Source organism: Acinetobacter sp. GW821-FHT01E09 (assembly GCF_059422385.1).
Genome location: NZ_JBWKWU010000001.1, coordinates 1,926,000 through 1,951,094, shown reverse-complemented (window position 1 = coordinate 1,951,094; position 25,095 = coordinate 1,926,000). Strand labels below are relative to the sequence as shown.

Annotated in this window: 26 protein-coding genes; 16 read left to right on the top strand and 10 right to left on the bottom strand. The window is 38.7% G+C overall.

The annotated features are described in order from the left end of the window. The first annotated feature begins 328 nt into the window (after positions 1 to 328). From AC07U8_RS08830 to AC07U8_RS08815, 4 genes are all read left to right on the top strand, one after another. Positions 329 to 817, top strand: coding sequence for a rhodanese-like domain-containing protein (locus AC07U8_RS08830; RefSeq protein WP_004820984.1), 489 nt, complete (start codon positions 329 to 331; stop codon positions 815 to 817). Positions 818 to 1,027: 210 nt separating this feature from the next. Continuing rightward, positions 1,028 to 1,960 carry a family 2A encapsulin nanocompartment shell protein gene (locus tag AC07U8_RS08825; RefSeq protein ID WP_004721119.1) on the top strand — a complete coding sequence of 311 codons (933 nt, stop codon included), beginning with the start codon at positions 1,028 to 1,030 and terminating at the stop codon, positions 1,958 to 1,960. Next, positions 1,935 to 3,902 carry a family 2A encapsulin nanocompartment cargo protein cysteine desulfurase gene (locus tag AC07U8_RS08820; RefSeq protein ID WP_494737712.1) on the top strand — a complete coding sequence of 656 codons (1,968 nt, stop codon included), beginning with the start codon at positions 1,935 to 1,937 and terminating at the stop codon, positions 3,900 to 3,902. Before AC07U8_RS08825 ends, AC07U8_RS08820 begins: the two co-directional genes overlap by 26 nt. A 242-nt stretch (positions 3,903 to 4,144) precedes the next feature. After that, a complete protein-coding gene (locus AC07U8_RS08815) occupies positions 4,145 to 4,948 on the top strand; it encodes a peptidoglycan DD-metalloendopeptidase family protein (protein WP_494737711.1) in 804 nt (267 codons plus the stop codon). Between the two features lie 184 nt (positions 4,949 to 5,132). Here AC07U8_RS08815 and AC07U8_RS08810 read toward each other — a convergent pair whose 3' ends face one another. After that, the gene (locus tag AC07U8_RS08810; protein ID WP_004721138.1) at positions 5,133 to 5,555 is read right to left on the bottom strand and encodes an OsmC family protein; all 423 of its coding nucleotides are present in this window, start codon (positions 5,553 to 5,555) and stop codon (positions 5,133 to 5,135) included. A gap of 151 nt (positions 5,556 to 5,706) precedes the next feature. Between AC07U8_RS08810 and crp the strand changes: the two genes are divergently transcribed. Together crp and AC07U8_RS08800 are read left to right on the top strand one after the other, a co-directional pair. Beyond that, positions 5,707 to 6,417 (top strand): cAMP-activated global transcriptional regulator CRP, encoded by a 711-nt coding sequence (gene crp / locus AC07U8_RS08805; protein WP_004721139.1) that lies wholly within the window; start codon positions 5,707 to 5,709, stop codon positions 6,415 to 6,417. Positions 6,418 to 6,746: 329 nt separating this feature from the next. Continuing rightward, positions 6,747 to 7,796, top strand: coding sequence for an NADP(H)-dependent aldo-keto reductase (locus AC07U8_RS08800; RefSeq protein ID WP_096733934.1), 1,050 nt, complete (start codon positions 6,747 to 6,749; stop codon positions 7,794 to 7,796). Between the two features lie 94 nt (positions 7,797 to 7,890). On the opposite strand, the gene AC07U8_RS08795 is transcribed toward AC07U8_RS08800, so the two are convergent. The 5 genes from AC07U8_RS08795 to AC07U8_RS08775 form a co-directional block, all read right to left on the bottom strand. Then, a complete protein-coding gene (locus AC07U8_RS08795) occupies positions 7,891 to 8,676 on the bottom strand; it encodes a M48 family metallopeptidase (RefSeq protein WP_004721143.1) in 786 nt (261 codons plus the stop codon). Positions 8,677 to 8,787: 111 nt separating this feature from the next. Beyond that, a complete protein-coding gene (locus AC07U8_RS08790; RefSeq protein ID WP_004820960.1) occupies positions 8,788 to 9,093 on the bottom strand; it encodes a hypothetical protein in 306 nt (101 codons plus the stop codon). Positions 9,094 to 9,233: 140 nt separating this feature from the next. Beyond that, entirely contained in the window at positions 9,234 to 10,025 is a 792-nt protein-coding gene (locus AC07U8_RS08785; protein ID WP_004820958.1) for a M48 family metallopeptidase, read from the bottom strand. Between the two features lie 179 nt (positions 10,026 to 10,204). Next, positions 10,205 to 11,524: an adenylosuccinate synthase gene (locus tag AC07U8_RS08780; RefSeq protein ID WP_004721148.1), complete on the bottom strand. Its 1,320-nt coding sequence runs from the start codon at positions 11,522 to 11,524 to the stop codon at positions 10,205 to 10,207. Between the two features lie 70 nt (positions 11,525 to 11,594). Next, the gene (locus tag AC07U8_RS08775; protein ID WP_056510528.1) at positions 11,595 to 12,761 is read right to left on the bottom strand and encodes an ATP phosphoribosyltransferase regulatory subunit; all 1,167 of its coding nucleotides are present in this window, start codon (positions 12,759 to 12,761) and stop codon (positions 11,595 to 11,597) included. Between the two features lie 315 nt (positions 12,762 to 13,076). Between AC07U8_RS08775 and AC07U8_RS08770 the strand changes: the two genes are divergently transcribed. Beyond that, positions 13,077 to 13,586 carry a hypothetical protein gene (locus AC07U8_RS08770; RefSeq protein ID WP_494737710.1) on the top strand — a complete coding sequence of 170 codons (510 nt, stop codon included), beginning with the start codon at positions 13,077 to 13,079 and terminating at the stop codon, positions 13,584 to 13,586. Positions 13,587 to 13,657: 71 nt separating this feature from the next. On the opposite strand, the gene AC07U8_RS08765 is transcribed toward AC07U8_RS08770, so the two are convergent. Then, on the bottom strand, positions 13,658 to 14,200 hold the full coding sequence (locus tag AC07U8_RS08765; protein WP_096733931.1) for a cysteine hydrolase family protein: 543 nt from the start codon (positions 14,198 to 14,200) through the stop codon (positions 13,658 to 13,660). Between the two features lie 124 nt (positions 14,201 to 14,324). Here AC07U8_RS08765 and AC07U8_RS08760 point away from each other — a divergent pair, with 124 nt between their 5' ends. Next, positions 14,325 to 14,735: an Lrp/AsnC family transcriptional regulator gene (locus tag AC07U8_RS08760; protein ID WP_096733930.1), complete on the top strand. Its 411-nt coding sequence runs from the start codon at positions 14,325 to 14,327 to the stop codon at positions 14,733 to 14,735. Positions 14,736 to 14,772: 37 nt separating this feature from the next. Beyond that, the gene (locus tag AC07U8_RS08755) at positions 14,773 to 15,345 is read left to right on the top strand and encodes an RNA 2'-phosphotransferase (RefSeq protein ID WP_096733929.1); all 573 of its coding nucleotides are present in this window, start codon (positions 14,773 to 14,775) and stop codon (positions 15,343 to 15,345) included. On the opposite strand, the gene AC07U8_RS08750 is transcribed toward AC07U8_RS08755, so the two are convergent. Beyond that, positions 15,342 to 15,797, bottom strand: coding sequence for an Lrp/AsnC family transcriptional regulator (locus AC07U8_RS08750; protein ID WP_167468978.1), 456 nt, complete (start codon positions 15,795 to 15,797; stop codon positions 15,342 to 15,344). The genes AC07U8_RS08755 and AC07U8_RS08750 overlap by 4 nt on opposite strands. 157 nt (positions 15,798 to 15,954) lie before the next feature. On the opposite strand from AC07U8_RS08750, the gene AC07U8_RS08745 reads away from it, so the two are divergent. Continuing rightward, positions 15,955 to 16,698 carry an AzlC family ABC transporter permease gene (locus AC07U8_RS08745; RefSeq protein ID WP_494737709.1) on the top strand — a complete coding sequence of 248 codons (744 nt, stop codon included), beginning with the start codon at positions 15,955 to 15,957 and terminating at the stop codon, positions 16,696 to 16,698. Next, positions 16,695 to 16,994: an AzlD family protein gene (locus tag AC07U8_RS08740; protein WP_004721162.1), complete on the top strand. Its 300-nt coding sequence runs from the start codon at positions 16,695 to 16,697 to the stop codon at positions 16,992 to 16,994. Before AC07U8_RS08745 ends, AC07U8_RS08740 begins: the two co-directional genes overlap by 4 nt. A 50-nt stretch (positions 16,995 to 17,044) precedes the next feature. Here AC07U8_RS08740 and AC07U8_RS08735 read toward each other — a convergent pair whose 3' ends face one another. Together AC07U8_RS08735 and AC07U8_RS08730 are read right to left on the bottom strand one after the other, a co-directional pair. Then, positions 17,045 to 17,341 carry a hypothetical protein gene (locus AC07U8_RS08735; RefSeq protein WP_209826329.1) on the bottom strand — a complete coding sequence of 99 codons (297 nt, stop codon included), beginning with the start codon at positions 17,339 to 17,341 and terminating at the stop codon, positions 17,045 to 17,047. A gap of 126 nt (positions 17,342 to 17,467) precedes the next feature. Then, on the bottom strand, positions 17,468 to 18,490 hold the full coding sequence (locus tag AC07U8_RS08730) for a type I glyceraldehyde-3-phosphate dehydrogenase (RefSeq protein ID WP_494737708.1): 1,023 nt from the start codon (positions 18,488 to 18,490) through the stop codon (positions 17,468 to 17,470). A gap of 193 nt (positions 18,491 to 18,683) precedes the next feature. On the opposite strand from AC07U8_RS08730, the gene AC07U8_RS08725 reads away from it, so the two are divergent. The 5 genes from AC07U8_RS08725 (at position 18,684) to csrA (ending at position 25,029) form a co-directional block, all read left to right on the top strand. Continuing rightward, a complete protein-coding gene (locus AC07U8_RS08725) occupies positions 18,684 to 19,430 on the top strand; it encodes a PA3715 family protein (RefSeq protein ID WP_419261830.1) in 747 nt (248 codons plus the stop codon). 47 nt (positions 19,431 to 19,477) lie between these two features. Beyond that, on the top strand, positions 19,478 to 20,254 hold the full coding sequence (locus AC07U8_RS08720; protein ID WP_151802066.1) for a PA3715 family protein: 777 nt from the start codon (positions 19,478 to 19,480) through the stop codon (positions 20,252 to 20,254). 243 nt (positions 20,255 to 20,497) lie between these two features. Further along, the gene (alaS, locus tag AC07U8_RS08715) at positions 20,498 to 23,191 is read left to right on the top strand and encodes an alanine--tRNA ligase (protein ID WP_171066878.1); all 2,694 of its coding nucleotides are present in this window, start codon (positions 20,498 to 20,500) and stop codon (positions 23,189 to 23,191) included. A gap of 63 nt (positions 23,192 to 23,254) precedes the next feature. Then, positions 23,255 to 24,535 (top strand): aspartate kinase, encoded by a 1,281-nt coding sequence (locus tag AC07U8_RS08710; RefSeq protein WP_004721171.1) that lies wholly within the window; start codon positions 23,255 to 23,257, stop codon positions 24,533 to 24,535. 242 nt (positions 24,536 to 24,777) lie between these two features. Then, positions 24,778 to 25,029 carry a carbon storage regulator CsrA gene (csrA, locus tag AC07U8_RS08705; protein WP_004721174.1) on the top strand — a complete coding sequence of 84 codons (252 nt, stop codon included), beginning with the start codon at positions 24,778 to 24,780 and terminating at the stop codon, positions 25,027 to 25,029. The last annotated feature ends 66 nt before the right edge of the window (positions 25,030 to 25,095 follow it).

Below are 25,095 nucleotides of genomic sequence, written 5' to 3'. Positions count from 1 at the left end.
AGCCTACATTATAAAACGCAGAAATAAGCTGGCTATTCTCCTTATCCCATGCGTTACGACATATACGCCTCATGCTCATTTTAACCTACAACGCAAACTATAATATGAAATGCTAGCAGACCCTTGATACTATTTTATTAGCAATCTTGTAGATAAACATTCTTCGTATAAAGATATCTTTAAAAATCATTTAAATCTTATTTCAAAATAAGAATAAGCAATTCAATTTTTATTAATTTATTGAATATATAAAATCATTATAGTTGTTATCAATACATCTGATACATGATGACTTAGACGTGATTTAAGTCTGAAAAAGGCAATTGAAATGACAAGTTTAAATCAGCAACACTTTACCGAATTAACAACGGCTCAAATTGAAAATATCTTTGAACAAGCAAAACAACGTGTTGAAGATCATTATCTAGAATTTACGGGAACGATTTTACCTCATGAAGCATGGGCTTTATTTAAAGCAGGACATGTGGTGATTGTCGACGTACGCACCAACGAAGAACGTAAGTTTGTCGGCTATGTAGAAGATACCGTGCATATCCCTTGGGCAACAGGAACTGCACTAAACCGCAATCCACGCTTCGCCAAAGAACTTGAAACTAAAATTGGAAAAGACAAAATCATTCTACTGCTTTGCCGTAGTGGTAAACGTTCCGCTGCTGCTGCAAATGTAGCTTTTAATGCAGGTTTTGAAAATATTTACAATATCGAACAAGGCTTTGAAGGCGACCTTGATGAAAATGATCATCGTGGTTCTTTCAATGGATGGCGTTTCCACAATTTACCTTGGCGTCAGGAATAAGGCTTTTGCTTTATTCCCCTTATGATTTTTTATCAATCCTCGAAAATGGCAATAAAACGCACGCAATAAACCTCAAATTAATCCAATAAATATACAGCGCAATTAAACCCCAAGAGCAAAATTTTTACTTTATTGGAGAAGATAACAACAGCATTTTTAAATCAAACCAGTAATCAATAATTAATTTCCAATACCACCAAGGATTAAAACATGGCTAAGAACCAAGAAGTCACACGCCAAGCGTTGAATGATCAAGCAGCTCGTCAACTTGCCAATGCGACAAAAACAGTACCGCAACTCTCCACCATTACACCACGTTGGCTAACACATTTATTGCAATGGACCCCTGTTGAAGCGGGTATTTACCGTGTCAACAAAGTCAGCAATACCGATGACATTCAGGTGGCGTGTACCCAACGTGATGAAGCAACACTTCCACAAACTTTTGTCGACTATGAAGTTAATCCACGTGAATACTTTTTAAATGGTGTTTCCACTGTACTGGATATTCATACCCGTGTTTCTGACTTATATAGTAGTCCTCACGATCAAATCAAAGAACAGTTACGCTTAACCATCGAGACCATTAAAGAACGTCAAGAAAGTGAATTGATCAATAATCCTGAATACGGCTTATTGGCAAGTGTTGCAGATGAACAACGTATTTCCACTTTGACAGGTGCACCCACACCAGATGATTTTGATGATTTACTGCGCAAAGTTTGGAAAGAACCGGGCTTCTTCTTAGCACATCCCGATGCGATAGCGGCTTTTGGACGTGAATGTACCCGTCGTGGTGTTCCACCACCAACCGTAAGCCTATTTGGTTCACAGTTCATCACTTGGCGCGGTATTCCACTGATTCCTTCAAATAAAATTCCAGTTGAAGACGGCAAAACCAAAATCATCTTGTTACGCGTTGGTGAAAAGCGTCAAGGTGTTGTTGGCTTATTCCAACCAGGTCTTGCTGGTGAACAGGCACCTGGCCTATCTGTACGCTTTATGGGCATCAATCGTAATGCAATCGCCTCTTACTTAATCTCCTTATATTGTTCTCTTGCTGTGTTGACAGATGATGCACTCGCTGTGCTCGAAGATGTGGAGGTAGACAAGTACCATGACTATCCAACAACTTACAAGTAATCAAGCTACTCCAGATATTTCTTCTGATCATATTGCTGATGCACCCATCAGTGAATCTGTCATTGCACAATTGGCTGCTGAATTTTTTTCGGCTTTACCCAAGCAAAACCCACAAGGTTTTAACTTTGATATACCCGATCAACGATCGCAAGGTGTTAGCCATCAACCACAGCCTAAAGATCCGATTGCTGCATTGTCTGGGCGTATACCTGCCATTGTGCAACAGGCAAATTTAAACCCAGATTCATCTCATCACTATATCGAACCGACCGCCGACCATCCCGAGCGTAGAATTCTGTCTTCTTCGCCCATTGTTGGAGGTGCAAATACTCCTGATCCATTTGCTGTCGGACAAAAGCTAGATTTGTCTTTGAGTCCTACACAAATCACACAACACACTGCGCCATCAAACCTAACAACCACTGCGCCACATCAAGCTCAATCGAATTATTACTTTTTGGATCTGCATCACCCTGAAGTTGCCAGCGCCCAAACAGTCAATACCAGTGTGGCTCAAACAGATGTGCTTAAAAATCCATATGCTTTTGATGATTATCATGTGACAGATGACCAGCAATTAAAAAGTGTATTACAAGATCGTAATGACAAACCTGCAACAGCAGCGTCTGGTTATTATTTTCTTCAATCACCTACCATTGAAGCTGCTCGTCCGCATTCAGATGTGCAAATACCAGCGAATGCCCAGAACTATCAACCCATTGATATTTTGCAAATCCGTCGGGATTTTCCCATCCTACAAGAGCGTGTAAATGGTAAGCAATTGGTTTGGTTGGATAATGCAGCCACCACCCATAAACCTCAGGCGGTCATTGATCGAATTTCATATTTCTATCAACATGAAAATTCGAATATTCACCGTGCAGCACATGAACTTGCAGCACGTGCCAGTGATGCTTATGAGCATGCACGTGATGTTGTTGCTCGCTTTATCGGGGCTGCTTCAGCAAAAAATATCGTCTTTGTTCGAGGTACAACAGAAGGCATTAACTTAATCGCAAAATCGTGGGGTAAGCAGAATATTCAAGCGGGAGACGAAATTATTGTGTCCCATCTTGAGCATCATGCCAATATTGTGCCTTGGTACCAACTCAGTAAAGAAACTGGTGCAAAACTTCGTGTGATTCCTGTAGATAACACAGGTCAGATTCAGATCGAGGAGTTTGTAAAACTGCTCAATCCAAGAACTAAGCTGGTTTCGATTACACAGGTTTCTAATGCCTTGGGTACTGTAACGCCTACTCAAGAAATTATTGCATTGGCGCATGCAGCGGGTGTGCGAGTTTTGATTGATGGTGCTCAGTCTGTTTCGCACATGCCCACCAATGTTACTGCCTTAGATGCCGATTTCTTTGTGTTTTCTGGGCATAAAGTTTTTGGCCCAACAGGTATTGGCGCTGTCTATGCCAAGTCTGAATTACTTGATAGCATGCCTGTATGGGAAGGCGGCGGAAATATGATTCAGGATGTGACGTTTGAAAATGTGGTCTATCAACCTGCACCAAATAAATTTGAAGCAGGTACGGGGAATATTGCAGATGCTGTTGGCTTAGGTGCTGCTTTAGAATACGTAGAAAGTATTGGAATCCATAACATTGCACGTTATGAACATGACTTGCTTGAATATGGTCAACATGCGCTACAAAGTGTTTCTGGACTACGTCTGATAGGTACTGCATTAAATAAAGCCAGTGTGATGTCTTTTACACTGGCAGGCTATGAAACGGAAGAGGTCGGAAAAGTACTCAACCAATATGGTATCGCCGTGCGTACTGGGCATCATTGTGCTCAACCGATCTTACGCCGTTTCGGTGTTGAACGTACGGTACGCCCTTCTCTTGCGTTTTATAATACCACTGAGGAAATTGATTTATTGGTTTCAGTATTGCATCAACTGCGCCGTGCTAAACCTTATAAATCCTAATTTTAAACTTTAGCGTTTAATTTTTAGTTCTTAATGACTTTATTGATCGTTCATAATCACATGCTTAATTAATTAGGCATGTGATTTTTCGAAGTGGTGATTGTATGATCCATCTTTAAGACTTGATGCTTTGATGAAATTAGTGATTTAAAAATACTCTACTTATAATTTAACAATCACATGCTTGAGCATCTGAATAAAAAAGCGAGATACTACAAAAAATTAAACCTTGTATGTTATTTATGCCTTCAATCAAAAAACTTTTCCTACTATCTAGCTTAATTATAGCAACTCAAGCCTTTGCCTTACCTCAAGACTCACGTCGTGCAGGTGGCATAGCGGTTATTCCTGTTGCTAAAACTGTGTTAAATGTCACTTACCAAGATAAACTTGTCTTGATCGTGGATGGTGAAAATGCAGTAAATCATATTGTTTTTGGAATTCCGCTTTCAGCACCATTGGGTTCACTGCAATTACAAAGCTCTACAGGCCCAATTAATATTGAAGTGAAGCCATTTAAATATGCTGAACAACGCCTCAATGTAAAAAATCAGGATTACGTCAATCCAAATCAGGAACAACTTGATCGTTATAGCCAAGAAGCGAAAGAACAAAACAGTGTTTACAGCTCATTTAGCCCTGCACAATGGAAAGACTTTCCAAAATTCATCAGACCTACAGCAGGAAAGTTTAGTAATTCATTTGGTCGTAAACGTTTTTTTAATGGTGAAGAACGTGCTCCACATTCTGGTTTAGATATCCCTGCTCCCATTGGACAAAAAGTGGTTGCGCCTGCTGCGGGAACAGTGGTTGCGACTGGCAATTATTTCTTTAATGGAAATACTGTCATGATTGATCACGGACAAGGTCTGATCAGTATGTTTTGTCACCTCAGTAAAATCAATGTAGAAAAAGGGCAAATCTTGAAACAAGGAGATTTATTGGGATTGGTGGGTAAAACAGGACGAGTAACAGGCCCACATTTACACTGGGGAATGAGCTTAAATAATGCCAGAGTTGACCCACAATTATTTTTATCACCTTAATTTAGCAAGAAAAATGCTAAGAAACCTTTGAACGCTTGTTTCAAAAATGCTTATTTTTGAACAAATACACATTTTGTAATAATTTATTTTTTTTAATTTTGATCGGATAAGTCACCAACTTAAGCAGCTAAAACACGTTAAAAAAAAGCCAATCTTTTGATTGGCTTTTTTAAAATTAATTCCGTTATTCCGCGGAAATAATTTCAAAATCATGGGTGATTTCAACACCGCCATCGGACAGCATTTTACTTGCTGAGCAATACTTTTCGGCTGATAATTCAACAGCTTTAGCTACTTGTTTCTCTTTTACATCATGCCCTGTTACCACAAAATGTAAATGTATCTTCGTGAATACAGCGGGAATCGTGTCTGCGCGATCCGCTTTGAGCTGACAAACAACATTTGTTACATTTTGCCTAGATTTCTTTAAAATGGTCACAATATCGAATGAAGCACACCCACCAAGTCCCATTAATATGAGTTCCATAGGACGTGGGCCACGGTTTTCACCACCATATTCAGCAGAACCATCCATCACAATTTGATGACCACTTTCTGATTTTGCTTCGAAAGCAACATTCTCTAACCAATGAACGCTAGTTTGCATTGCAACTACCTAAAAAAAGCTATAAATTTACGGGGTACCTGTACACTAGCATAAAATGAGTTGATAAGGAATTTCATCTCTACTGCTTCTACGTGACGAGTTCAATTTAGATCAACAGATCTAGTTATTATCCAATTCGGAATTTTTAAGCATGTCTTCTAATTTTGCACAACTTAGTACAGATGCTTTGTCTCCTGGTCAACTACCTGAGTCAGTCAAAGCTTTGCTCAAAAGAGCCCACATCAATCGTTTTCCAAAACGCTCAACGATTATTGATGCAGGTTCAGAGTCAAAATCACTGTATTTAATTTTAAAAGGTTCAGTTTCAATTATTTTACGTGAAGATGATGAGCGTGAAATTGTTGTTGCATATTTGAACCCTGGGGACTTTTTCGGGGAAATGGGATTATTTGAGCAAAATCCACAACGTACTGCGGAAGTAAGAACCCGTGACGTATGTGAAATTGCTGAAATTTCATATGATAATTTCCACGAAATTAGTAAACAATATCCTGACTTAAGTTATGCCGTATTTGCACAACTTGTTCGTCGTTTAAAAAATACAACACGCAAAGTAACTGACCTTGCATTTATTGATGTATCTGGTCGTATTGCACGTTGTTTAATTGATCTTTCAGCACAGCCTGAAGCGATGATCTTGCCAAACGGCCGTCAAATCCGCATTACTCGCCAAGAAATTGGTCGTATCGTGGGTTGTTCCCGTGAAATGGTTGGTCGTGTTCTAAAAACACTTGAAGAACAAGGCATGATCGAAACCGACGGTAAAGCCATCCTTATATTTGATGTATCTTTGGAAGAATCTAATTTTTCTGAAGACGAACTAAGCACAGATGATGAATAAAGCTTGAGAACAAATTTGAGAATTTAATTCCTTAAAGAATTATGTTGAATGGGATAAATATCAAATATTGTCAAAAAGTTAAAATATAGTTTAAAAGCAAACTCCCGAGTTTGCTTTTTTCATGTTGCGATAAATACACAGAGAATTACTGTGAGCTGGTCTCATGACCATGTTATAAAACAAGACCAAGCTAAAATGAGCATTTTATAAAAGAATCAGATAACTTTATCTTATTTTGATAATTAGAAACATTCTTTCACTTAGTTATCAAATTTAAATTACGTTATTATTCTCATAAGATACTGAATATTAATTTTGAAGGACATAAAATGAAGTCAAATCATTTAGGGCATTCTGATCTTGTGGTCCCTGAAATTTGTTTAGGTACCATGACCTTTGGTGAACAAAATAATCAGAATGAAGCATTTGAACAACTTGCTTATGCACTCGATCAAAATATTCATTTCTGGGATACTGCTGAAATGTATCCCGTACCCCCTAAACCAGAAACACAGGGGTCGACTGAAAGCATCATTGGGAATTGGATTGCTCAAAACGGTCAGCGTGACAAACTTATCATTGCCACAAAAATTGCAGGCCCCCAACAAGGTGGCAGTCAAATTCGTGATGGGCATACCAAGTTTATAGAAGCAGAGATCAGTAGTGCTATTGATAGCTCGCTCAAGCGCTTACAAACAGACTATATAGATCTTTATCAACTGCATTGGCCACAACGCCCTGTTAACTTCTTTGGCACGCTGGGCTACAGCAATCAACTCGCAGCACGTACACAAGAGATTACCCCGCTTGCTGAAACCTTAGAAGCACTCTCCAAAGAAGTTAAAAAAGGACGTATTCGCCATATCGGCTTATCCAATGAGACGCCTTGGGGTACCTTAAAATTTTTACATTTAGCTGAACAATTGGGCTTAGAAAAAATTGTGAGTGTACAAAACCCTTATAGTTTGCTCAATCGCACTTATGAAATTGGGATGTCTGAGATCGCACAACACGAGGGCGTCGGCTTACTTGCTTACTCACCGTTGGCCTTTGGTTACTTAACTGGCAAGTATCGCCACGGCGCACGCCCTGAAAAAGGACGTATTACGCTATTTTCTCGCTTTAGCCGCTATAGCAATCCACAAAGTGATTGGGCAACTGAACAATATGCACTGCTTGCAGAAAAGCATGGTTTAACACTTACCCAATTGGCTTTGGCATTTATTAAACAACAATTTTTTGTGAGTAGTACCATTATTGGTGCAACTACGCTCGACCAACTGAAAGAGAATATTCAGGCCTTTGATACCCAATTGTCTGAAGAAATCTTATCGGAAATAGATGCGATTCATCAACAGCAGCCAAACCCCGCACCTTAAGTACTGGTTTTAAAACACGTGTTGTTCTACATTGTTTTCAATAAAAAAGGATGCATAAGCATCCTTTTCTATTCGATAGGTTTTATCAAAAAACTTATCTTCCGCCTCGCGCAGTATAAACTGCCATTGCAGCAGGTAAATTCTTTTTCATTGCATTGATACGATTGACATCAGATGGATGTGTTGACAGTAATGCAGAACCTTTTCCTCCACCCTGTTTCGCCATTTTTTCCCACAAGGTAATTGCCGCTTGAGGATTATAGCCAGCTTTCGCCATCATCATTAAGCCGCCCTCATCTGCACGACTTTCTAAACTACGTGAGTATGGTAAGCCTACCCCGACTTGGCTTCCCAAATCGAGCGCCGCATTGCCTAATTCACCAATTTGGCTGCCTGCATAAGATTTACCAATACCAACTGCAAGATTGGTCAACGCTTGCGCACCTAATTTTTGTTTAGAGTGTTCTTCTAAAGCATGGGTCATTTCGTGGCCCATCACCGCAGCAACTTCAGCTTCAGATAGATTCAGTCGATTTACAATCCCTGTGTAAAAAACCACTTTACCACCGGGTGCAACATAAGCATTGATTTCATCTGACTTAAGTACTGCCAATTGCCAGTCAAATCTTTGACCCGTTTGGTTCATTTGATCAGCAAAAGGTTTTAATCGAATAAATGCTGCATTCACTTTTTTATAAGTTGCAGAAGTTGTATCTAGAGTCTTGTTCAAACGTGCTTCTTGCACTGTTTTATTAAAGCCTTGTGTTGCATTTAAATTAAGCGTTGCAGAATCAGCACCTGCCATATCCGCGATAGTTGAGCACCCTGAAATTGAAATGGCAGTCGCCGCACAAAGACTAAGCATTAATTTATTGTTCATTATAATCAACTCCATGGAGAACAAATAAAAGCATTGTGGATTATATGCAAATGTTACATAAGGATAAATCAATAAAATCCATTAATTCATATTAATTATGTAAGTGAAATATCACAAAAATTGAATCGCCAACCAATATATGAGACAAATTACATTCAGGGTCAAATATATGTTTTTCAATGGAATAATCTTTTGTTCTAAATGTTGATCATTTCTTTTGATCAACAAAAACGCATTCTGGATCAAAATAATAGGAACCAGTACACATGCAACCATCACACTCAGACCAAGCAATGCATTATTGATGATATTCAGATCATTGGTCTGAGCCTGAATAATCAGCATTGCGATCGTTGGAGCACCGCCCATAGCGAAAATCAGAGAATAAAATATCGTGCTCGATATATTCTTTTGCATCCTACAAACTCAATGTGTATCTAAAAATACATTTTAACAAGCTAAACTTGAAAACCTAGTCTAATTGATATCGACTTTAGTCTTTTTTAGCTGTAAATAAAAAGCCCGATTTACATCGGGCTTAGCGTTCTACAATCAAATTACTTTTTAATCACAGATTGATAGATTTGCTTTGCTTCAACCATGTTTTTGTTTAAATCTGAAATACGGTCATTATTTGATGGGTGTGTTGAAGTGAACTTCTGTACCCCATTATTACTGCCGCCATCGATCTTGTTCATTTTTTGCCAAACGCTGATTGCTGCTTCAGGATTATAACCAGCTTTCGCCATAAGCATTAATCCACCACGGTCAGCAGATGACTCTAAACTACGTGAATATGGCAAACCTACACCATATTTACTTCCGATATCTAAAGCTTGAGTGCCGACTGAGCCCAATTTATCGCCCGCATAAGTTTTGCCCATTTTCACAGCAAAATCTGTAATTGCAGTTGCGCCAGCACCACGTTTAGAATGCTCTTCTAAGGCATGGGTCATTTCATGTCCCATAATGGCAGCAATTTCAGCATCAGTCAGTTTCAATTGATTGACGATACCTGTAAAGAACACAACCTTACCGCCAGGCATGACAAATGCATTGAGTTCATTGGATTTAAGCACGCTCAATTGCCAGTCAAATTTTTGACCAGTTTGATTTGCTTGATCAGCAAAAGGTTTCATCTTTAAGAAAACAGCATTGACTCGCTTATATGTTGCAGATGTTGTATCAAGTGCTTTTTGTGCCTTTGCATCTTCAACAAGAAGTTTATAATCTGCTGCTGCATTGAGGTTTAAAGTCGCAGAATCATTACCCGTTAATTCAGCAACAGTGGTACACCCTGTTAAGCCTATAGCCAACCCTAAGCCAAGTAATAGTTTCTTGTTAATCATTATTTTCACCAAATTTCATAGATCTTATTGCAAGCTTCAAAACGAAGCTCAGCTCTTAGCGGCTGAATTATGTTGTATTTTACAAAAAAAATCAAAATATAATCACACTTTATTTAAAACACCTAAAAATAACAACAATAAAAAAAGCTCCCGCAGGAGCTTTTTAAAGTTTGAATCAATTAAGCATCAAATGGATGACGCATCACAATTGTTTCATCACGATCTGGACCTGTTGAAATGATGTCGATAGGACATTCAATCAACTGCTCAATACGTTTTACATAGTTAATTGCGTTTTGTGGCAATTGATCCAATGATTTCGCACCAAACGTAGACTCAGACCAACCAGGCATAGTTTCATAAATTGGTTTTAATGTTTCAAATGCAAGTGCATCTGTAGAACCTACACAACCTGAATCTGCTGCTTCATAACCGATACAGATTTTTACTTCTTCCAAACCATCTAAAACATCAAGTTTAGTTAAGCAAATACCTGATAATGAGTTTACATCTACAGAACGACGTAAGATTTCAGCATCAAACCAACCACAACGACGCTGACGACCAGTCGACGCACCAAATTCCGAACCCACAGTACCCAAATGTTTACCAACAGCATCGCCAACATCATTGGCAGCATCATAAACAAGCTCAGTTGGGAATGGACCCGCACCTACACGAGTTGTATAGGCTTTGGTGATTCCCAAAACATAGTCAAGATGCAATGGACCAAGACCTGAACCAGAACTTACCCCACCAGCAGTAGTGTTCGATGAAGTTACATACGGATATGTACCATGATCGACATCAAGAAGTGAGCCTTGCGCACCTTCAAACATGATGTTTGCACCATCTTTACGATAGTCATGCAATGTTGTAATCACATCTAAAACTAATGGCTTAACCACTTCGCGCCATTGATCACAAAGTGCCAACACATCTTCAACTTTAACGGCTTCAACACCGAAGAATTGAGTCAATTGGAAGTTATGATATTCAAGAAGCTCTTCAAGCTGTGCTTTAAGATGTTCGCCACCACGAACTAAATCCGCAACACGGATCGCACGACGCGCTACTTTATCTTCATAAGCAGGACCAATACCACGACCCGTTGTACCGATTTTGGCATTACCACGTTTCTTCTCACGCGCTTGATCAAGTGCAATATGGTGAGGAAGAATCAACGGACAGTTTGGAGAAATACGCAGACGTTCACGAACGGGTACGCCTTCTTTCTCAAGAATATCCATCTCTTTGATCAATGCTTCAGGTGAAAGTACAACACCATTGCCAATTAAGCAAAGTACGTTTTCACGTAAAATACCTGATGGAATGAGGTGAAGAACTGTTTTCTTACCACCAACGACGAGCGTATGCCCTGCGTTATGTCCGCCTTGATAACGTACTACCGCAGCTGCTTGATCTGTGAGCAGGTCAACGATTTTACCTTTACCTTCGTCGCCCCATTGGGTACCGAGTACCACAACACTTTTGCCCATAATAGCCTCATTACATCATGCTGTTAAAATAGAAAACCAAATCGAATGACATGAACATTCAATCTGATACTTAAATTGTTTCGATTTTCCACTCACCTGCAACATTCACCATCTGGTGGGTTGCATTTGGAACTGAGTTTAAATCGTCATTACCCAATAACTGAATTACACTTAAACCTTGTTGACGTGCTACGGCAATCGCATCCAGCAAAGTGGATTCGGTACCTTTCGGTGCAACTACTTTTTCAATCTGTTGACGTTGACCCGCACTTAAGGAATACAAGTCACAAGAAAAGCCTGTTGCAGGACGCGCGCGTCCAAAGTGTTCACCAATACCATCATAACGACCACCTTGTGCCAACGGTGCAGCACGGTTCGGTGCATACACGGCATACATTAACCCAGTGTGGTAATGGTACGAACGAAGCTCTACAACATCGATACCAATATTGAGTTTTGGCCAACGTGCTTGAATTTCTGTATATGTTGTTTTAAGTACCTCAAAAGCATTTTTAAATGCTTCATCAGCAAAAATCTCTGCGCTAATATTCGCTTGCAATGCATCCAGATCACTTGCATAACGACCTAAAGCATAAAAATCAGAACCGAATTCTAAATCTTGAGTGAATTCAGCAAGTTCTGGTAGTGCTTTGCGCTGATACAAATCAGATAAGTGGCTTTCTGTTGATTTGTTTAAACCCACATGTTTTACCAGACTTCTAAACAGTCCTACATGCCCTAAATCAAGATGGATACCATCAGCTAAACCCGCAGTATTAATCAGATTGAGCATCACGTCGATCATTTCAACGTCTGCGTCAATACTGTCTGAACCAAATAACTCTGCACCTAACTGAAGTGGTGCACGCGTGGTATTAAAACCTTGTGGTTTAGTATGAAGTACAGTTCCTGCATAGCAGTAACGCGCCACACCTTGTACTTGATGTACATGGGCATCAATACGAGCCACTTGTGGTGTCATATCGGCACGCACACCAAGTAAACGACCTGAAAGTTGGTCGATGACTTTAAAAGTGGCTAAGTCTAAATCTTGATTCGATTCGGAGAGAGAAGAAAGAGATTCGATGTATTCGATGAATGGCGTATACACCAGCTGATAACCTCGTGATGCGAGGAAATCTAAAGCTTCACGGCGCAATTTTTCAATTACTTGCGCTTGCTCTGGTAATACATCAGCTACACCATCAGGTAATAACCATGTCTCTGAAATGGGCATGTTGTAAACCTAAATCCTGTCAGCGCGGAAGTAATCCGCATAAAAAAATCGGGAACACACCCGATTTCTCTTATTTTAGCACGATCATCTGCGCCATGCATTAATAAAATAACTTTTGATGCCTAGATAATTTGACCACTTATGCATAATTTAGGCAAAAAAATATCTATTACACATTACCCTACTTCAATTCTTTGTATTTATTTAACTTTTCACACAAGTGTTGATTGCTATTTACGTTGTTCAAAATATAATTTATTCGTTTAGAAAAACAGCATCTATTTAAAGCAACTGAAAACTAAAAATTGGGGAAGTATGGAACTACATAGCAACTTATATTACACGCATCCAAATACGGAAATCATGCAAAAGCTAGGCCGTTTATTTCAAGAGCATCGCGGTGAACAAGACAAATTTATTGCTGTTGCAGTTGAGCTCAATTCACAATTGGGGCAAGAACTTGCAGAAGATCTTTTAAATACAGTTGACAATATTGAGTTTGATTTGGGTCCTGAAACATTACACACCATTGCAGGCTATTCAGTTGCCCATTTTGTGCATGGTTCTTCGGGTGATGAGTTTATCGAAGCAATCATACTTTTCTTAAAAGCATTGCTCCCGGAAATTCACACACTGGCTTGGGGTTGTGGGGATGATGACCCGTGGGAATTTTGGTTTAAATTTGAAGGCGATGAATTGATTCGTGAAGATGATGAACCTTTCAATGATCCTGAACAAGATGACGAAATAAAATCTTCCATTTATACATGGTGGCATACAGGCTTACCTGAAAAAATCAAAGAAGGTTTCTTAAAGCAAGCATAAATTTTTATCCAGATTTAAAGGGAAGTACAAAATCGAATCGCAGTACTTCCTTGTTATTTTGACTCTTTCAACTATTTTAAATAGTCCTCGATACTGACCACTTCTGAAAACATTTGAAAGGCTGACAAACAGGCTGTTTGTACATCTTCTGCCTCAACCGTTCTGCCTGAATAGCTCAATTGACGCGTCGCTGTAGCGTCTGCAATGATCGTCGGTTGATAAGCAAATTCTGCCGCTGCACGTGACGTCGCATCAACACACATATGCGTCATCATGCCACTAATCACCAATTTATCAACATTCAGTCGCTCTAATTCTGCTTTTAGAGTGGTTTGAAAAAAGCTATTGGGATAATGTTTTTCAATCACAATTGAATCGGCCTTAACCCGTAAACCCGAATGTAGTGCTACACCCTGTGTTCCTGCTTGAAAAAATGTAGCATTGGGTTGATTGGCAATATGCTGTATATAAATAATCGGCTGCTCACGCTTTATAAATAGATCTTCCAATCGATTGATGTGTTTTAAAGCCTGTTCCGCACAGAACAACTCCATCTTCCCTTGAGGAAAATAATCGTTTTGGACATCTATCACTAATAATGCTGTTTGACTCATGCTGTTTCCCTAACCCTTGTGTTGATGTTTTTATAAGATTAATCAAAACAGCTGGCGATTTGCAGTCACTCATGAAAGAATAATCGATTAGAAACTTTCAAACTGAAAATTTGTTCAATTCACTATGTTGCCAAATGACCCAATTGACCTCAAAATTTTAAAAATACTAAAAACTGATTCTCGCTTAAGCAATAAAGAGATCGGAAAATTAGTACACCGTACAGGGCAAGCTGTAGGAAGTCGCATTGCGCGAATGCAAGATGAAGGAACGATTCAGAAATATACGATTACGCTACAGCATCAATCAACACAATTTATACGTGTGATGATGCAGAATAATGAATTTGAACAGTTTGAGGCATTTATCGCTCAATTTGAGTCAATTGAAAGTTGCTATAAAGTCTGTGGTTCCGCTTGCTATATGCTGGTTGCGCATTTCGATAGTCATGCAATCAATCTATTTATTGAGCAACTCTCTGAATGGGGACAATATTCAGTAGATAGTGTCGTAAGAGCAATTGAAGCTCAGCCTTAATTTTTATACCTAAATCTATATCATGTAAGAACAACAAATGAAATCTTCAGAAAAAACATTACGCGAACATAGTAAATTTCTAAGTTTAGTACTTCGGCATCAACCAGAAACCATTGCAATTCAACTCGATTCCGAAGGCTGGACGGATGTACATATCCTTTTGCAGCAAATGATCAAACACAAAAGACCGCTTAAACTCGTAGAGTTGATCGAGGTTGTTGAAAACAGTGATAAAAAACGCTTCCAGCTCTCACCAGACCAAAGCAAAATCCGCGCAGTACAAGGTCACTCTAGTGCTCAGGTTCAACGTGAGTATGCTGCTATCACGCCGCCCGATACTCTTTTTCATGGCACAGCAACTCGCTTTGTCGACAGTATTTTAGAAAAAGGCTTAATTTCAGGTGAACGTCATCATGTGCATTTATCTGCTGATTTAGTCACAGCACAAAAAGTGGGACAACGACATGGCAAAGTCATCATTTTCATCCTAGACACCAAACAGATGCACCAAGATGGTTTCCAGTTTTATTGTGCTGAAAATGGGGTTTGGTTGACTGAACAAGTGCCGATAAAATATTTAAAGTTATTCGAAAGCGAATCAAAAAACTAATCTAGCGGTAAGGCTGTGGTCTGTTTGATCTTCTGTAAAGGGATTTCAGTTTTGACATTCTGGATCCCTGGAATTTTATTTAAATGATTAATTTGAAATTTACGATATGCCTCTAAATCAGAAACCACAATACGTAAGAAAAAATCACAATCACCTGCCATAAGTTGACATTCAACAATTTCAGAAATATTCATAATGCTTTCGATAAATTGATTGACTGCTTGTTCATCCTGACTCTTTAACCAAATTCGTGCAAAGACTGTCAAACTGAGATCTACTTTGTGTGGATTGACCAATGCAACATATTGGTCAATGATCCCCTCATCCTCCAGTTGCTTTACTCGTCTTAAACAAGGTGAAGCGGATAAACCTATTTGTTCTGCCAATTCATTATTTTGTAGTTTTCCATTACGTTGTAATGCACACAGAATACGCCGATCTATCTGATCCAATTTCATAAAATTATTTCTAGTAGATAAAACCAAAAAATAACATATTCCAGCAATAATATTGCAAAAATTATTTTACAGGCAGCAAGTTTAGCGAAATATAGCGAATCATTTGGCATAAAATAAAAATTACCTTGTTTTAGCGACCATTGAGCGACTCATGTTAAGTTTTAAGAACACTACGACTGAACTGACCTATTCAATTGAATTTAGAGAGTTTGTACGTGGGCTTAAAACCTCTATTCCAATGCTACTGGGTATTATCCCTTTTGCACTGGTTTTAGGAACACAAGCAGCGCAAAAAGGATTTTCTGCCTTAGAAGTACCTTTATTAACAGGACTCAATTTTGCTGGTGGTTCTGAGTTCGCCATTATTGAAGTCTGGACGCAGCCACCTCAATTGTTGTTTTTAATTCTGATCACTTTTCTGGTCAACAGCCGCCATATTTTAATGGGTGCAAGTTTAGCACCCTATATTCGACATTTGCCCAATCGTAAAGCCCTTCCATTATTATTTTTTATGTGTGATGAGAGTTGGGCCCTTAGCATTACGGATGCACACAAACAAAACCCTCGCAATCCCTATGCAGGATTTAGTGTGTTTTTTTATATCGGCCTTTGTTTTGCGTTATATGTCATGTGGGTGGTTTTTACCACGATGGGAGTCGGCATTAGTTCTTTCCTTGGTGATGTCTCAAAGTTTGGTTTTGACATGGCATTCCCCGCAGTTTTTCTGGTGCTTTTACGCGGAATGTGGAAAGGCTTTAAACCCGCACTACCTTGGTTGATTAGTCTGATTGCGGCCGCACTGGCCTATTACTATCTACCCAAAGGCTGGTATGTATTGATTGGTTCTATTTCAGGAATTTTTGCTGCTTTTTTACTGATTGGAGATGAAGAATGATTCATATGACGACATTCATCGCCATTGTTTGTGTAGGATTAACAACCTATTTAACTCGAATCTTAGGTTATTTACTGTTAAAAAATAAACACCTCAGCAAAAGAACCACGCGAATTTTACAGGTGATCCCCGGCTGTGTTTTGATATCAGTGATTGCACCCTACTTTGTTACGGATCAACCAGCCAACTTGATTGCAATTATCATCACACTGTTCGCAGCTTGTTATTTTTCATTATTGCCCACTGTACTGATCAGTATCATTGCAACAGGTATCTTGAGATACTTTATGCTTTAAACGTTCTCAATAGCCTGTCACTCCTGACTTGATGCAATTCAAAACCTCAATTAAGGTTTTGAATTTTGCTGTAATATTTTAATTAATTCAGCGTTTTGAAACTCAACTTGAGTCAAACGTGTTGAGGTATTGTCTAAAACTTGCTGCTGTACATGCATTTTTTTAGCCAAATCTTGCATAATTTGTAAGGCCTGTTTGAGATGTTGCTCTTGTGCATGGATCTGTTGCTCATGATTCTGCACATGCTTAAGCCATTCAAGGTTTTCTTTCCTTAACTTTCCCATTTGCCAAATCACAAACATCATGGCCAAATAAAGAATTACTATAACCAGATAGATATAAAACATCATTCACCCCCAACAAAACACGTCAATCTTCGTCTTGATTAAACTCAAGTCAGTAAAGTTATTTTAAAGTGATGAATATTTATAGTAGTGCATGAAATTTTTCATCACAGCCTGATAAATATTAGATTAATAAAATGATTCACACAAATCTAACAAGCGATTTGCATAGCCCCATTCATTGTCATACCAAGCAAGTACTTTGGCTTGCTGCCCCACAACCATGGTTTGGGTCAGATCAACAATCAGCGAATATGGTGAATGATTAAAATCACTGGAAACCAGTAGCTCATCCGTAACGGACATAATTTCAGCATAATCATATTTTGCTGCTTGAATTAAGATTTGGTTAATTAATTGAGTTGTTACAGGTGTCTTGGACACAAATGTTAAATCAATGGCAGCAACATTAATTGTCGGTACACGAATTGAAAAACCATCAATACGATTTTCCATTTTTGGCATGACTTGTTTTAATGCGCCCAAGGCAGAAGATGTTGTTGGAATAATATTTTGTCCTGAGGCACGTGCGCGACGTAAATCTCGATGTGCATGATCCAATACAGATTGATCTGCTGTGACCGCATGGATTTCAGTCATTAAGGCGCTGTCAATTCCAAATGCATCATCAATAATTTTGACCAAAGGGACTAAAGCCTGTGTGGTACATGACACACCCGATATAATTTGATCACCAGCTTTCACATCATGATGGTTTACCCCATAAACAATGGCAGCATCAACAGTATCAAAAGGTGCTGCACCGATAATGACGCGTTTAGCACCTGCTGTTATATGCTGTGTTGCAGCGGCTCTTGAACGAAACAACCCTGTACATTCTAAAACAACATCAATGTTTAAATCTTTCCACGGCAATAATTCAGGATTGGCTTGTCTTAAAATTTGCACTTTCTGTTTAATTTGACGTGCGTCAATCGACATATAAAGCTGTCCATGTTCTTGTACGATATTCACCGCACCGTCAAAACGACCATGGGTAGTATCGTATTTAAATAAATGAACCAGTGTTTCAACATCTGCAATATCGTTAATGGCAACAATTTCAAAATGGAAGTTTTTCGGATTTTCAAACCAAGCGCGTAATACATTCCGTCCAATTCGCCCGAATCCGTTTATTGCCACACGTTGCATCAGATGTCCTTTTACAGCCAAACTACTTTATGCGCTATATGTTATAAGATTTAGCGTGACTACTGTTAGAATATGCTTTATTTAGTCATAAAAATTTCTCAAAAATAATTTTTTGATTCAGCTAGGATAAAAATAAATGTATCCATCCATTAAAAATATTTTTAAACTAAATCAATTATTTTATCTTTACTGCATGATTTTACTAGCCTTTCTATATACACAACCAACACATGCACAAAATGCCTATTCAAACTGCTCAGAAACACAGACTCAACAACTCATTCAAAAATTCAACTTAAACACACAACAAAATTTAGATGCGCGTTATCCTGTATTCCAAACCTGCTTAACGATCAGTAAACACCAACAGATTATTGCAATCAGCAATCCTGTTGCTATGCAATCTAACTTTGCGGATTATGATTTGAATTTATATTTGATCGATACCGTATCTTCAAAAATTTTAAATCATTATACTTATCCGAAAACCGTCTCTTCCGATGCCAGTCAGTTTGAAAATTTAAAATTTGATATCAATCCTTACTCTAAAACTCCCCATACTCATATTATTGGATTGGCCTTAACTTATGGGCATTCTGGGGGAATGTATTATACAATTCGTGAATTAAAACTATTTCAAATCAATGCTGCTAAAGTTCAGCTCGTTTTAGATAATTTTATGACTAATTTTTCAGGTGGTAATACGCCGTCTAGATGTGAAACTGACGTACAAACCGAGACTCAAATTTTGCTTAATCCCTTAAAACAGCAAAGTCATGGTTTAGCAGATATTCAATTAACTGAAAAATCCGAACGTATAACGCTTGATGAGAAAAACTGTAAAACACACCATATCGTCAAAAAACAAAACCATATTATGAAATTCGATGGGAAAAAATATCGTTTTAAACATCTTAAATTTTTAGACTTTGGAATTTAATTAGACTTTGTTATTTAAATTAATTTTACAATTAAAAAGGTTAGATCATGAAAACATTACAAATTGTATTGAACACTGCATTGCTTTTAATTGCTGGAAATAGTTTTGCAGCACCTTATCAACGTTGCTCAGACCAACAGCAACAACAATTGATTCAACAATTTAAATTGGTCAATCAGCGTTTTGCCAATACTGAAGCCAAAACATATAAAAGCTGTATCCATTTAGACAACCAACAAAAAATTCAGCTTATTGCAATCAGTCAACCAATTGCTTATAAATCTTATGATGAAATGGAACATGATCTGAATTTATATTTAATTGACTCTTCTCAGCATAAAATTCTGCAAAAGTATAAAGCACCAGAAACTTTTTACTCAGATGCAGATCATTATGATGGTGCACAACTCCATACGACCCGTTTTTCAACATTAACTGATATTGATGTCGTGGGAATTGAAACTTCATCGTCGCATCAAGGTGGTTTCACTTATAGTCACAGTAATTTAACTTTATTTAAAGTTAATCCTAAACACCCCATTAAAGAAATTGGCGGTATCAGTATGAATGATAGCGGCGATGAACGGATTGGAAACTGTCCAGAGAATAGTAATTCAGAGGTCAGAAGTATCCTCATTTTATCAAATAAAACGACACATGGCTTACAGGACATGATTTTAAAAGAAACCAAAAACCAGACCAAAACCAACTATAAAACCTGCACTTCGGTGAAAAAACAATATAAGCAACAACAAACGCTTAAATTTAATGGTCAAGTATATAAATTTCAGCATCATAACTTTTTAAGTATTGATCCTTTTTAAGCAAGCTTAAATCCGATAATGGCAATGTGGCTATGTTTTAAATTTATACAACCAAAATTTACCCCAGACGAAAGTTGAAAATGTATAGAAATACCAATAATTCACCTTAAAATCATTGGTGGACACTACATTTTCCGTTATACTTTGGCGTTTTTAAAAATAAGCCCGTGTGGTGACTGAGCGCAAAAATCAGACTCAGCAACGCACTTTTAGCCAATACGAAAATTAAGGAGTGACTTGGTTGTGAGTACTCGTTTTATGACAACTGCTGAAATACGTGAAGCATTTTTGCGCTACTTTGAATCGCAAGGACATACACGTGTCGCGTCAAGTTCACTTGTACCTGCCAATGACCCTACTCTGCTTTTTACCAACGCAGGGATGAACCAGTTTAAAGACTGTTTCCTTGGATTAGAAAAACGTGACTATGTTCGTGCAACGACGTCGCAAAAATGTGTCCGTGCAGGCGGTAAGCACAACGACTTAGATAATGTCGGTTATACAGCACGTCACCATACATTCTTTGAAATGTTAGGTAACTTCTCTTTTGGTGATTACTTTAAGCGTGACGCGATTCGTTTTGCTTGGGATTTCCTTACTGGTGAAGAATGGTTAGCACTACCTAAAGATAAATTATATGCCACTGTTTATCATACAGATGATGAAGCGTTTGACATTTGGAACAAAGAAATTGGCTTAGCTGCAGATCGTATTATCCGTATTGGTGACAATAAAGGTGAAAAATACGCTTCTGATAACTTCTGGGCAATGGGTGATACTGGCCCATGTGGTCCTTGTTCTGAAATTTTCTTTGACCATGGCGATCATATTTGGGGTGGCTTACCAGGCACACCAGAAGAAGATGGCGACCGTTTTATTGAAATCTGGAACAACGTTTTCATGCAGTTTAACCGTACTGCTGATGGCGTACTGCATAATCTTCCTGCACCTTCTGTAGATACAGGCATGGGCTTAGAACGTATTTCTGCTGTTTTACAGCATGTCAATTCAAACTATGAAATTGACCTATTCCAAGACCTATTAAAGTCTGCTGCTGAAATTATTGGTGTTGATACATCTGAAGCGGTTGCAACTGCACAAGCAAACAATAAACCTATTGAATACCCTGCTTCACTTAAAGTGGTCGCAGACCATGCACGCTCATGCTGCTTCCTGATTGCAGATGGCGTTAACCCTTCAAATGAAGGTCGTGGTTATGTATTACGTCGTATTATCCGTCGCGCAGTACGTCATGGAAATAAAATGGGCGCAACGGGCACATTCTTCTACAAAATGTTGCAACCATTAATCGATGCCATGGGCACTGCTTATCCTGAGCTTGAACAACGTCGTAATGTGATTGAAGCAGCTTTGATCCGTGAAGAAGAATTATTTGCCAAAACGCTTGAACAAGGTTTAAAGCTGCTTGAAGGTGAGTTAGCCAACCTTAAAGGTAAAACCATTCCGGGCGAAACCGTCTTTAAACTTTACGACACTTATGGCTTCCCTGCTGATTTAACCGCAGATATCGCACGTGAACGTGAGCTGGAAATTGACGAAGCTGGTTTTGAAGTTGAAATGGCAGCACAACGTCAACGTGCACGCGATGCAGGCAAGTTTGCTGTTGACTATAACAGTATTGTGAAAGTAGATAGCGAAACTCAATTTGATGGCTATGAAGCAACTCAAGGTCAAGGTCAAATTATTGCGATCTATAAAGATGGCGTACAAGTTGATGAAGTTGTTGAAGGCGATGAAGCACTAATCGTTTTGAACCAAACACCGTTCTATGCAGAAAGTGGTGGTCAAATTGGTGATACAGGTCTGTTCAAAAACGATACGGGTATTTTTGAAGTTCAAGATACTAAAAAATCTGGTGGCGCGTTTGTTCACCAAGGTATCGTGACAATGGGAAGCCTAAAAGCGACTCAAAATGTTGAAGCAATTGTAAAAGCAGATCTTCGTGAAGCAACTGCACGCAACCACTCTGCAACTCACCTTTTACATGCTGCTTTACGTCAAGTATTGGGCGAGCATGTACAACAAAAAGGTTCTTTGGTTGCTTCTGACATTTTACGTTTTGACTTTGCCAATGACCAACCGGTGACATTCGAACAAATTCAACAGGTTGAACGTATTGTAAACCGTGAAGTAATTGCAAACACCGCCGTTTCTACTGAACTTTTAGACATCGATGCTGCCAAAGAAAAAGGCGCAATGATGTTGTTCGGTGAAAAATATGGTGATGAAGTTCGTGTACTTTCTATGGGTTCAATCCAAGATGAGAAAAATTTCTCTATCGAACTTTGTGGTGGTATCCATGTAAAACGTACTGGCGATATTGGTCTGTTTAAAATCACCTCTGAAAGTGGTGTTGCAGCAGGTGTTCGCCGTATTGAAGCTGTTACAGGTACCAAAGCGCTTGAAATCGTTCAAAAATTTGATGCAGATATTTTGCATATCAACGATTTATTAAAAGCACAGAAAGATCAAACTGTTGAAAAAGTTCAATCAACGCTAGAAACAGCACATCAATTGCAAAAACAAATTGAGCAATTGAATCAAAAATTGGCGAATTTCCAAGCCTCTGATTTAATCAATCAAGTGACCGAAATTGCGGGTCGTCAAACACTTATTGCCACAGTTCAAGGACAAGATGCGAAGTCTGTTCGTCATCTTCATGACAGTGTCAAATCAAAATTAGATAATGCAGTGATTGTGCTTGCGGCTGTAGAAGGTGACAAAGTTAGTCTTATCGCATCTGTAGCTAAAGATTTCACTGCAAATCTAAAAGCGGGTGACATCATCAAACACTTAGCAACTGAGCTTGGTGGTAAAGGTGGTGGTAAACCTGACTTAGCACAAGGTGGCGCGCCACTAAACGAGAAGTTTGAACAAGTGATGGCAGATTTAACTGCTTGGCTTGCTCAAAAATAATACTTCACCTTTTGTGTAACTGACCCTAATGCCGATTAGGGTCATGGCTTATATGGAACAACTATGGCATTAATCGTTCAAAAATATGGCGGTACTTCTATGGGTACTCCCGAGCGCATTTTAAATGTTGCTCGTCGTGTAAAGCGTTGGCATGACCACGGCCACAAGGTTGTAGTGGTTGTATCCGCAATGAGTGGTGAAACAAACCGCTTATTGGCTTTAGCGAAAGCCATTACCGAAACCCCTGATCCTCGTGAACTAGACCAAATGGTGTCTACGGGTGAACAGGTAACGATTTCAATGTTAGCAATGGCGCTCAATTCAATTGGTGTTGAAGCTAAGTCACTCACAGGTCGCCAAGTTGGTATCAAAACTGACAGCGCGTTTACCAAAGCCCGTATCGAATCTATTGATACAGATGTGATGACAAATCATTTGGATGCAGGTCGTGTCATTGTTGTTGCAGGCTTCCAAGGTTTCGACATTGATGGCAATACAACAACTTTAGGCCGTGGCGGTTCTGATACTTCTGGTGTTGCACTTGCTGCGGCATTAAAAGCAGATGAATGTCAGATTTACACAGATGTGGATGGGGTTTATACCACTGATCCTCGTGTTGCACCTAAAGCAAAAAAAGTTGATCGTATTTCATTTGAAGAAATGCTTGAAATGGCATCTCTCGGTTCTAAAGTATTGCAAATTCGTTCTGTTGAATTTGCAGGAAAATACCAAGTGCCTTTACGCGTATTATCAAGTTTTGATAATGACAATGATGGCGCATTCGACGAAGATTTCAAAAACAATGTCGGAACACTAATCACTACTGAAGCGGAAGACAATATGGAACAGCCAATTATTTCTGGTATCGCATTTAACCGTGACGAAGCTAAATTAACAATTTTAGGTGTACCTGATGAACCAGGTATTGCATCTAAAATCTTATCGCCTATTGGTGCTGCAAACGTTGAAGTGGATATGATCATCCAAAACGTTGAAGAAGATGGCACAACTGACTTCACTTTTACCGTGAATCGTGGTGAACTTAAAAAAGCCAAAGCAATCCTAGAAGAAACGGCTACAGCGATTGGTGCGCGTGAAGTTGCTACGCGTGATGACATTGTTAAAGTGTCGATTGTTGGCGTTGGTATGCGTTCTCATGCAGGTGTTGCAAGTAAAATGTTTACTGCACTTGCAGATGAAGGGATTAATATCCTGATGATCTCGACTTCTGAAATCAAAATTTCTGTGATTATTGAAGAAAATTACCTAGAACTTGCGGTTCGTTCACTCCATACAGCCTTCGGTTTAGACCGTGAACATGGCGAATCGAGTGCGCGTGCATAATTTTTGATCAAATATAGCTACTTATTCGCTGTTTTGACCAAGAAAAAATCAGAGCCACTATAGTGTTTTCTATAGTGGCTCTGTTATATTAGTTTTGAGGTTTTAGAGAAATTTCAATAGAGCAATGTGAAAATGAAAAACTTGTCACATTATTCTGTTAAAATTATCGGTGCTATTTAAAGTTGTGTTTTCTAGTTTTTAGAAATTCATCGCAGGTTTAGCGTTTAAGCAAGGAGATAAACATGCTGATTCTGACCCGCCGTGTCGGAGAAACTTTGATGATTGGGGATCAAGTCAGTGTTACTGTGCTTGGTGTTAAAGGCAACCAAGTTCGTATTGGTGTAAATGCCCCAAAAGAAGTTTCTGTACATCGCGAAGAAATTTATCAACGTATTCAACATGAGCGTGCTATGCACGAGCATTTGCAACATATTGATCAAGATTATCAGCCTTCTTTTGAAGATGATAATTCGCAAAACACCTATAATCGTTAAGATTATAGTGGTTTTGGAAACTAAAGCGGCTTTTAAGCCGCTTTAAATTTTTATTGATCAGTAAAA

What these genes read in the sequence shown, in the direction of transcription:
- crp (WP_004721139.1), top strand. Translation starts at nt 5,707, where the DNA reads ATGTCTTCTAATTTTGCACAACTTAGTACAGATGCTTTGTCTCCTGGT.
- AC07U8_RS08720 (WP_151802066.1), top strand. Translation starts at nt 19,478, where the DNA reads ATGAAAACATTACAAATTGTATTGAACACTGCATTGCTTTTAATTGCT.
- AC07U8_RS08810 (WP_004721138.1), bottom strand. Translation starts at nt 5,555, where the DNA reads ATGCAAACTAGCGTTCATTGGTTAGAGAATGTTGCTTTCGAAGCAAAA.
- AC07U8_RS08820 (WP_494737712.1), top strand. Translation starts at nt 1,935, where the DNA reads ATGACTATCCAACAACTTACAAGTAATCAAGCTACTCCAGATATTTCT.
- AC07U8_RS08830 (WP_004820984.1), top strand. Translation starts at nt 329, where the DNA reads ATGACAAGTTTAAATCAGCAACACTTTACCGAATTAACAACGGCTCAA.
- AC07U8_RS08765 (WP_096733931.1), bottom strand. Translation starts at nt 14,200, where the DNA reads ATGAGTCAAACAGCATTATTAGTGATAGATGTCCAAAACGATTATTTT.
- AC07U8_RS08760 (WP_096733930.1), top strand. Translation starts at nt 14,325, where the DNA reads ATGTTGCCAAATGACCCAATTGACCTCAAAATTTTAAAAATACTAAAA.
- AC07U8_RS08755 (WP_096733929.1), top strand. Translation starts at nt 14,773, where the DNA reads ATGAAATCTTCAGAAAAAACATTACGCGAACATAGTAAATTTCTAAGT.
- AC07U8_RS08780 (WP_004721148.1), bottom strand. Translation starts at nt 11,524, where the DNA reads ATGGGCAAAAGTGTTGTGGTACTCGGTACCCAATGGGGCGACGAAGGT.
- AC07U8_RS08790 (WP_004820960.1), bottom strand. Translation starts at nt 9,093, where the DNA reads ATGCAAAAGAATATATCGAGCACGATATTTTATTCTCTGATTTTCGCT.
- AC07U8_RS08770 (WP_494737710.1), top strand. Translation starts at nt 13,077, where the DNA reads ATGGAACTACATAGCAACTTATATTACACGCATCCAAATACGGAAATC.
- AC07U8_RS08775 (WP_056510528.1), bottom strand. Translation starts at nt 12,761, where the DNA reads ATGCCCATTTCAGAGACATGGTTATTACCTGATGGTGTAGCTGATGTA.
- csrA (WP_004721174.1), top strand. Translation starts at nt 24,778, where the DNA reads ATGCTGATTCTGACCCGCCGTGTCGGAGAAACTTTGATGATTGGGGAT.
- AC07U8_RS08795 (WP_004721143.1), bottom strand. Translation starts at nt 8,676, where the DNA reads ATGAACAATAAATTAATGCTTAGTCTTTGTGCGGCGACTGCCATTTCA.
- AC07U8_RS08825 (WP_004721119.1), top strand. Translation starts at nt 1,028, where the DNA reads ATGGCTAAGAACCAAGAAGTCACACGCCAAGCGTTGAATGATCAAGCA.
- AC07U8_RS08730 (WP_494737708.1), bottom strand. Translation starts at nt 18,490, where the DNA reads ATGCAACGTGTGGCAATAAACGGATTCGGGCGAATTGGACGGAATGTA.
- AC07U8_RS08710 (WP_004721171.1), top strand. Translation starts at nt 23,255, where the DNA reads ATGGCATTAATCGTTCAAAAATATGGCGGTACTTCTATGGGTACTCCC.
- AC07U8_RS08725 (WP_419261830.1), top strand. Translation starts at nt 18,684, where the DNA reads ATGATTTTACTAGCCTTTCTATATACACAACCAACACATGCACAAAAT.
- AC07U8_RS08735 (WP_209826329.1), bottom strand. Translation starts at nt 17,341, where the DNA reads ATGTTTTATATCTATCTGGTTATAGTAATTCTTTATTTGGCCATGATG.
- AC07U8_RS08800 (WP_096733934.1), top strand. Translation starts at nt 6,747, where the DNA reads ATGAAGTCAAATCATTTAGGGCATTCTGATCTTGTGGTCCCTGAAATT.
- AC07U8_RS08785 (WP_004820958.1), bottom strand. Translation starts at nt 10,025, where the DNA reads ATGATTAACAAGAAACTATTACTTGGCTTAGGGTTGGCTATAGGCTTA.
- AC07U8_RS08740 (WP_004721162.1), top strand. Translation starts at nt 16,695, where the DNA reads ATGATTCATATGACGACATTCATCGCCATTGTTTGTGTAGGATTAACA.
- AC07U8_RS08815 (WP_494737711.1), top strand. Translation starts at nt 4,145, where the DNA reads ATGCCTTCAATCAAAAAACTTTTCCTACTATCTAGCTTAATTATAGCA.
- AC07U8_RS08745 (WP_494737709.1), top strand. Translation starts at nt 15,955, where the DNA reads ATGTTAAGTTTTAAGAACACTACGACTGAACTGACCTATTCAATTGAA.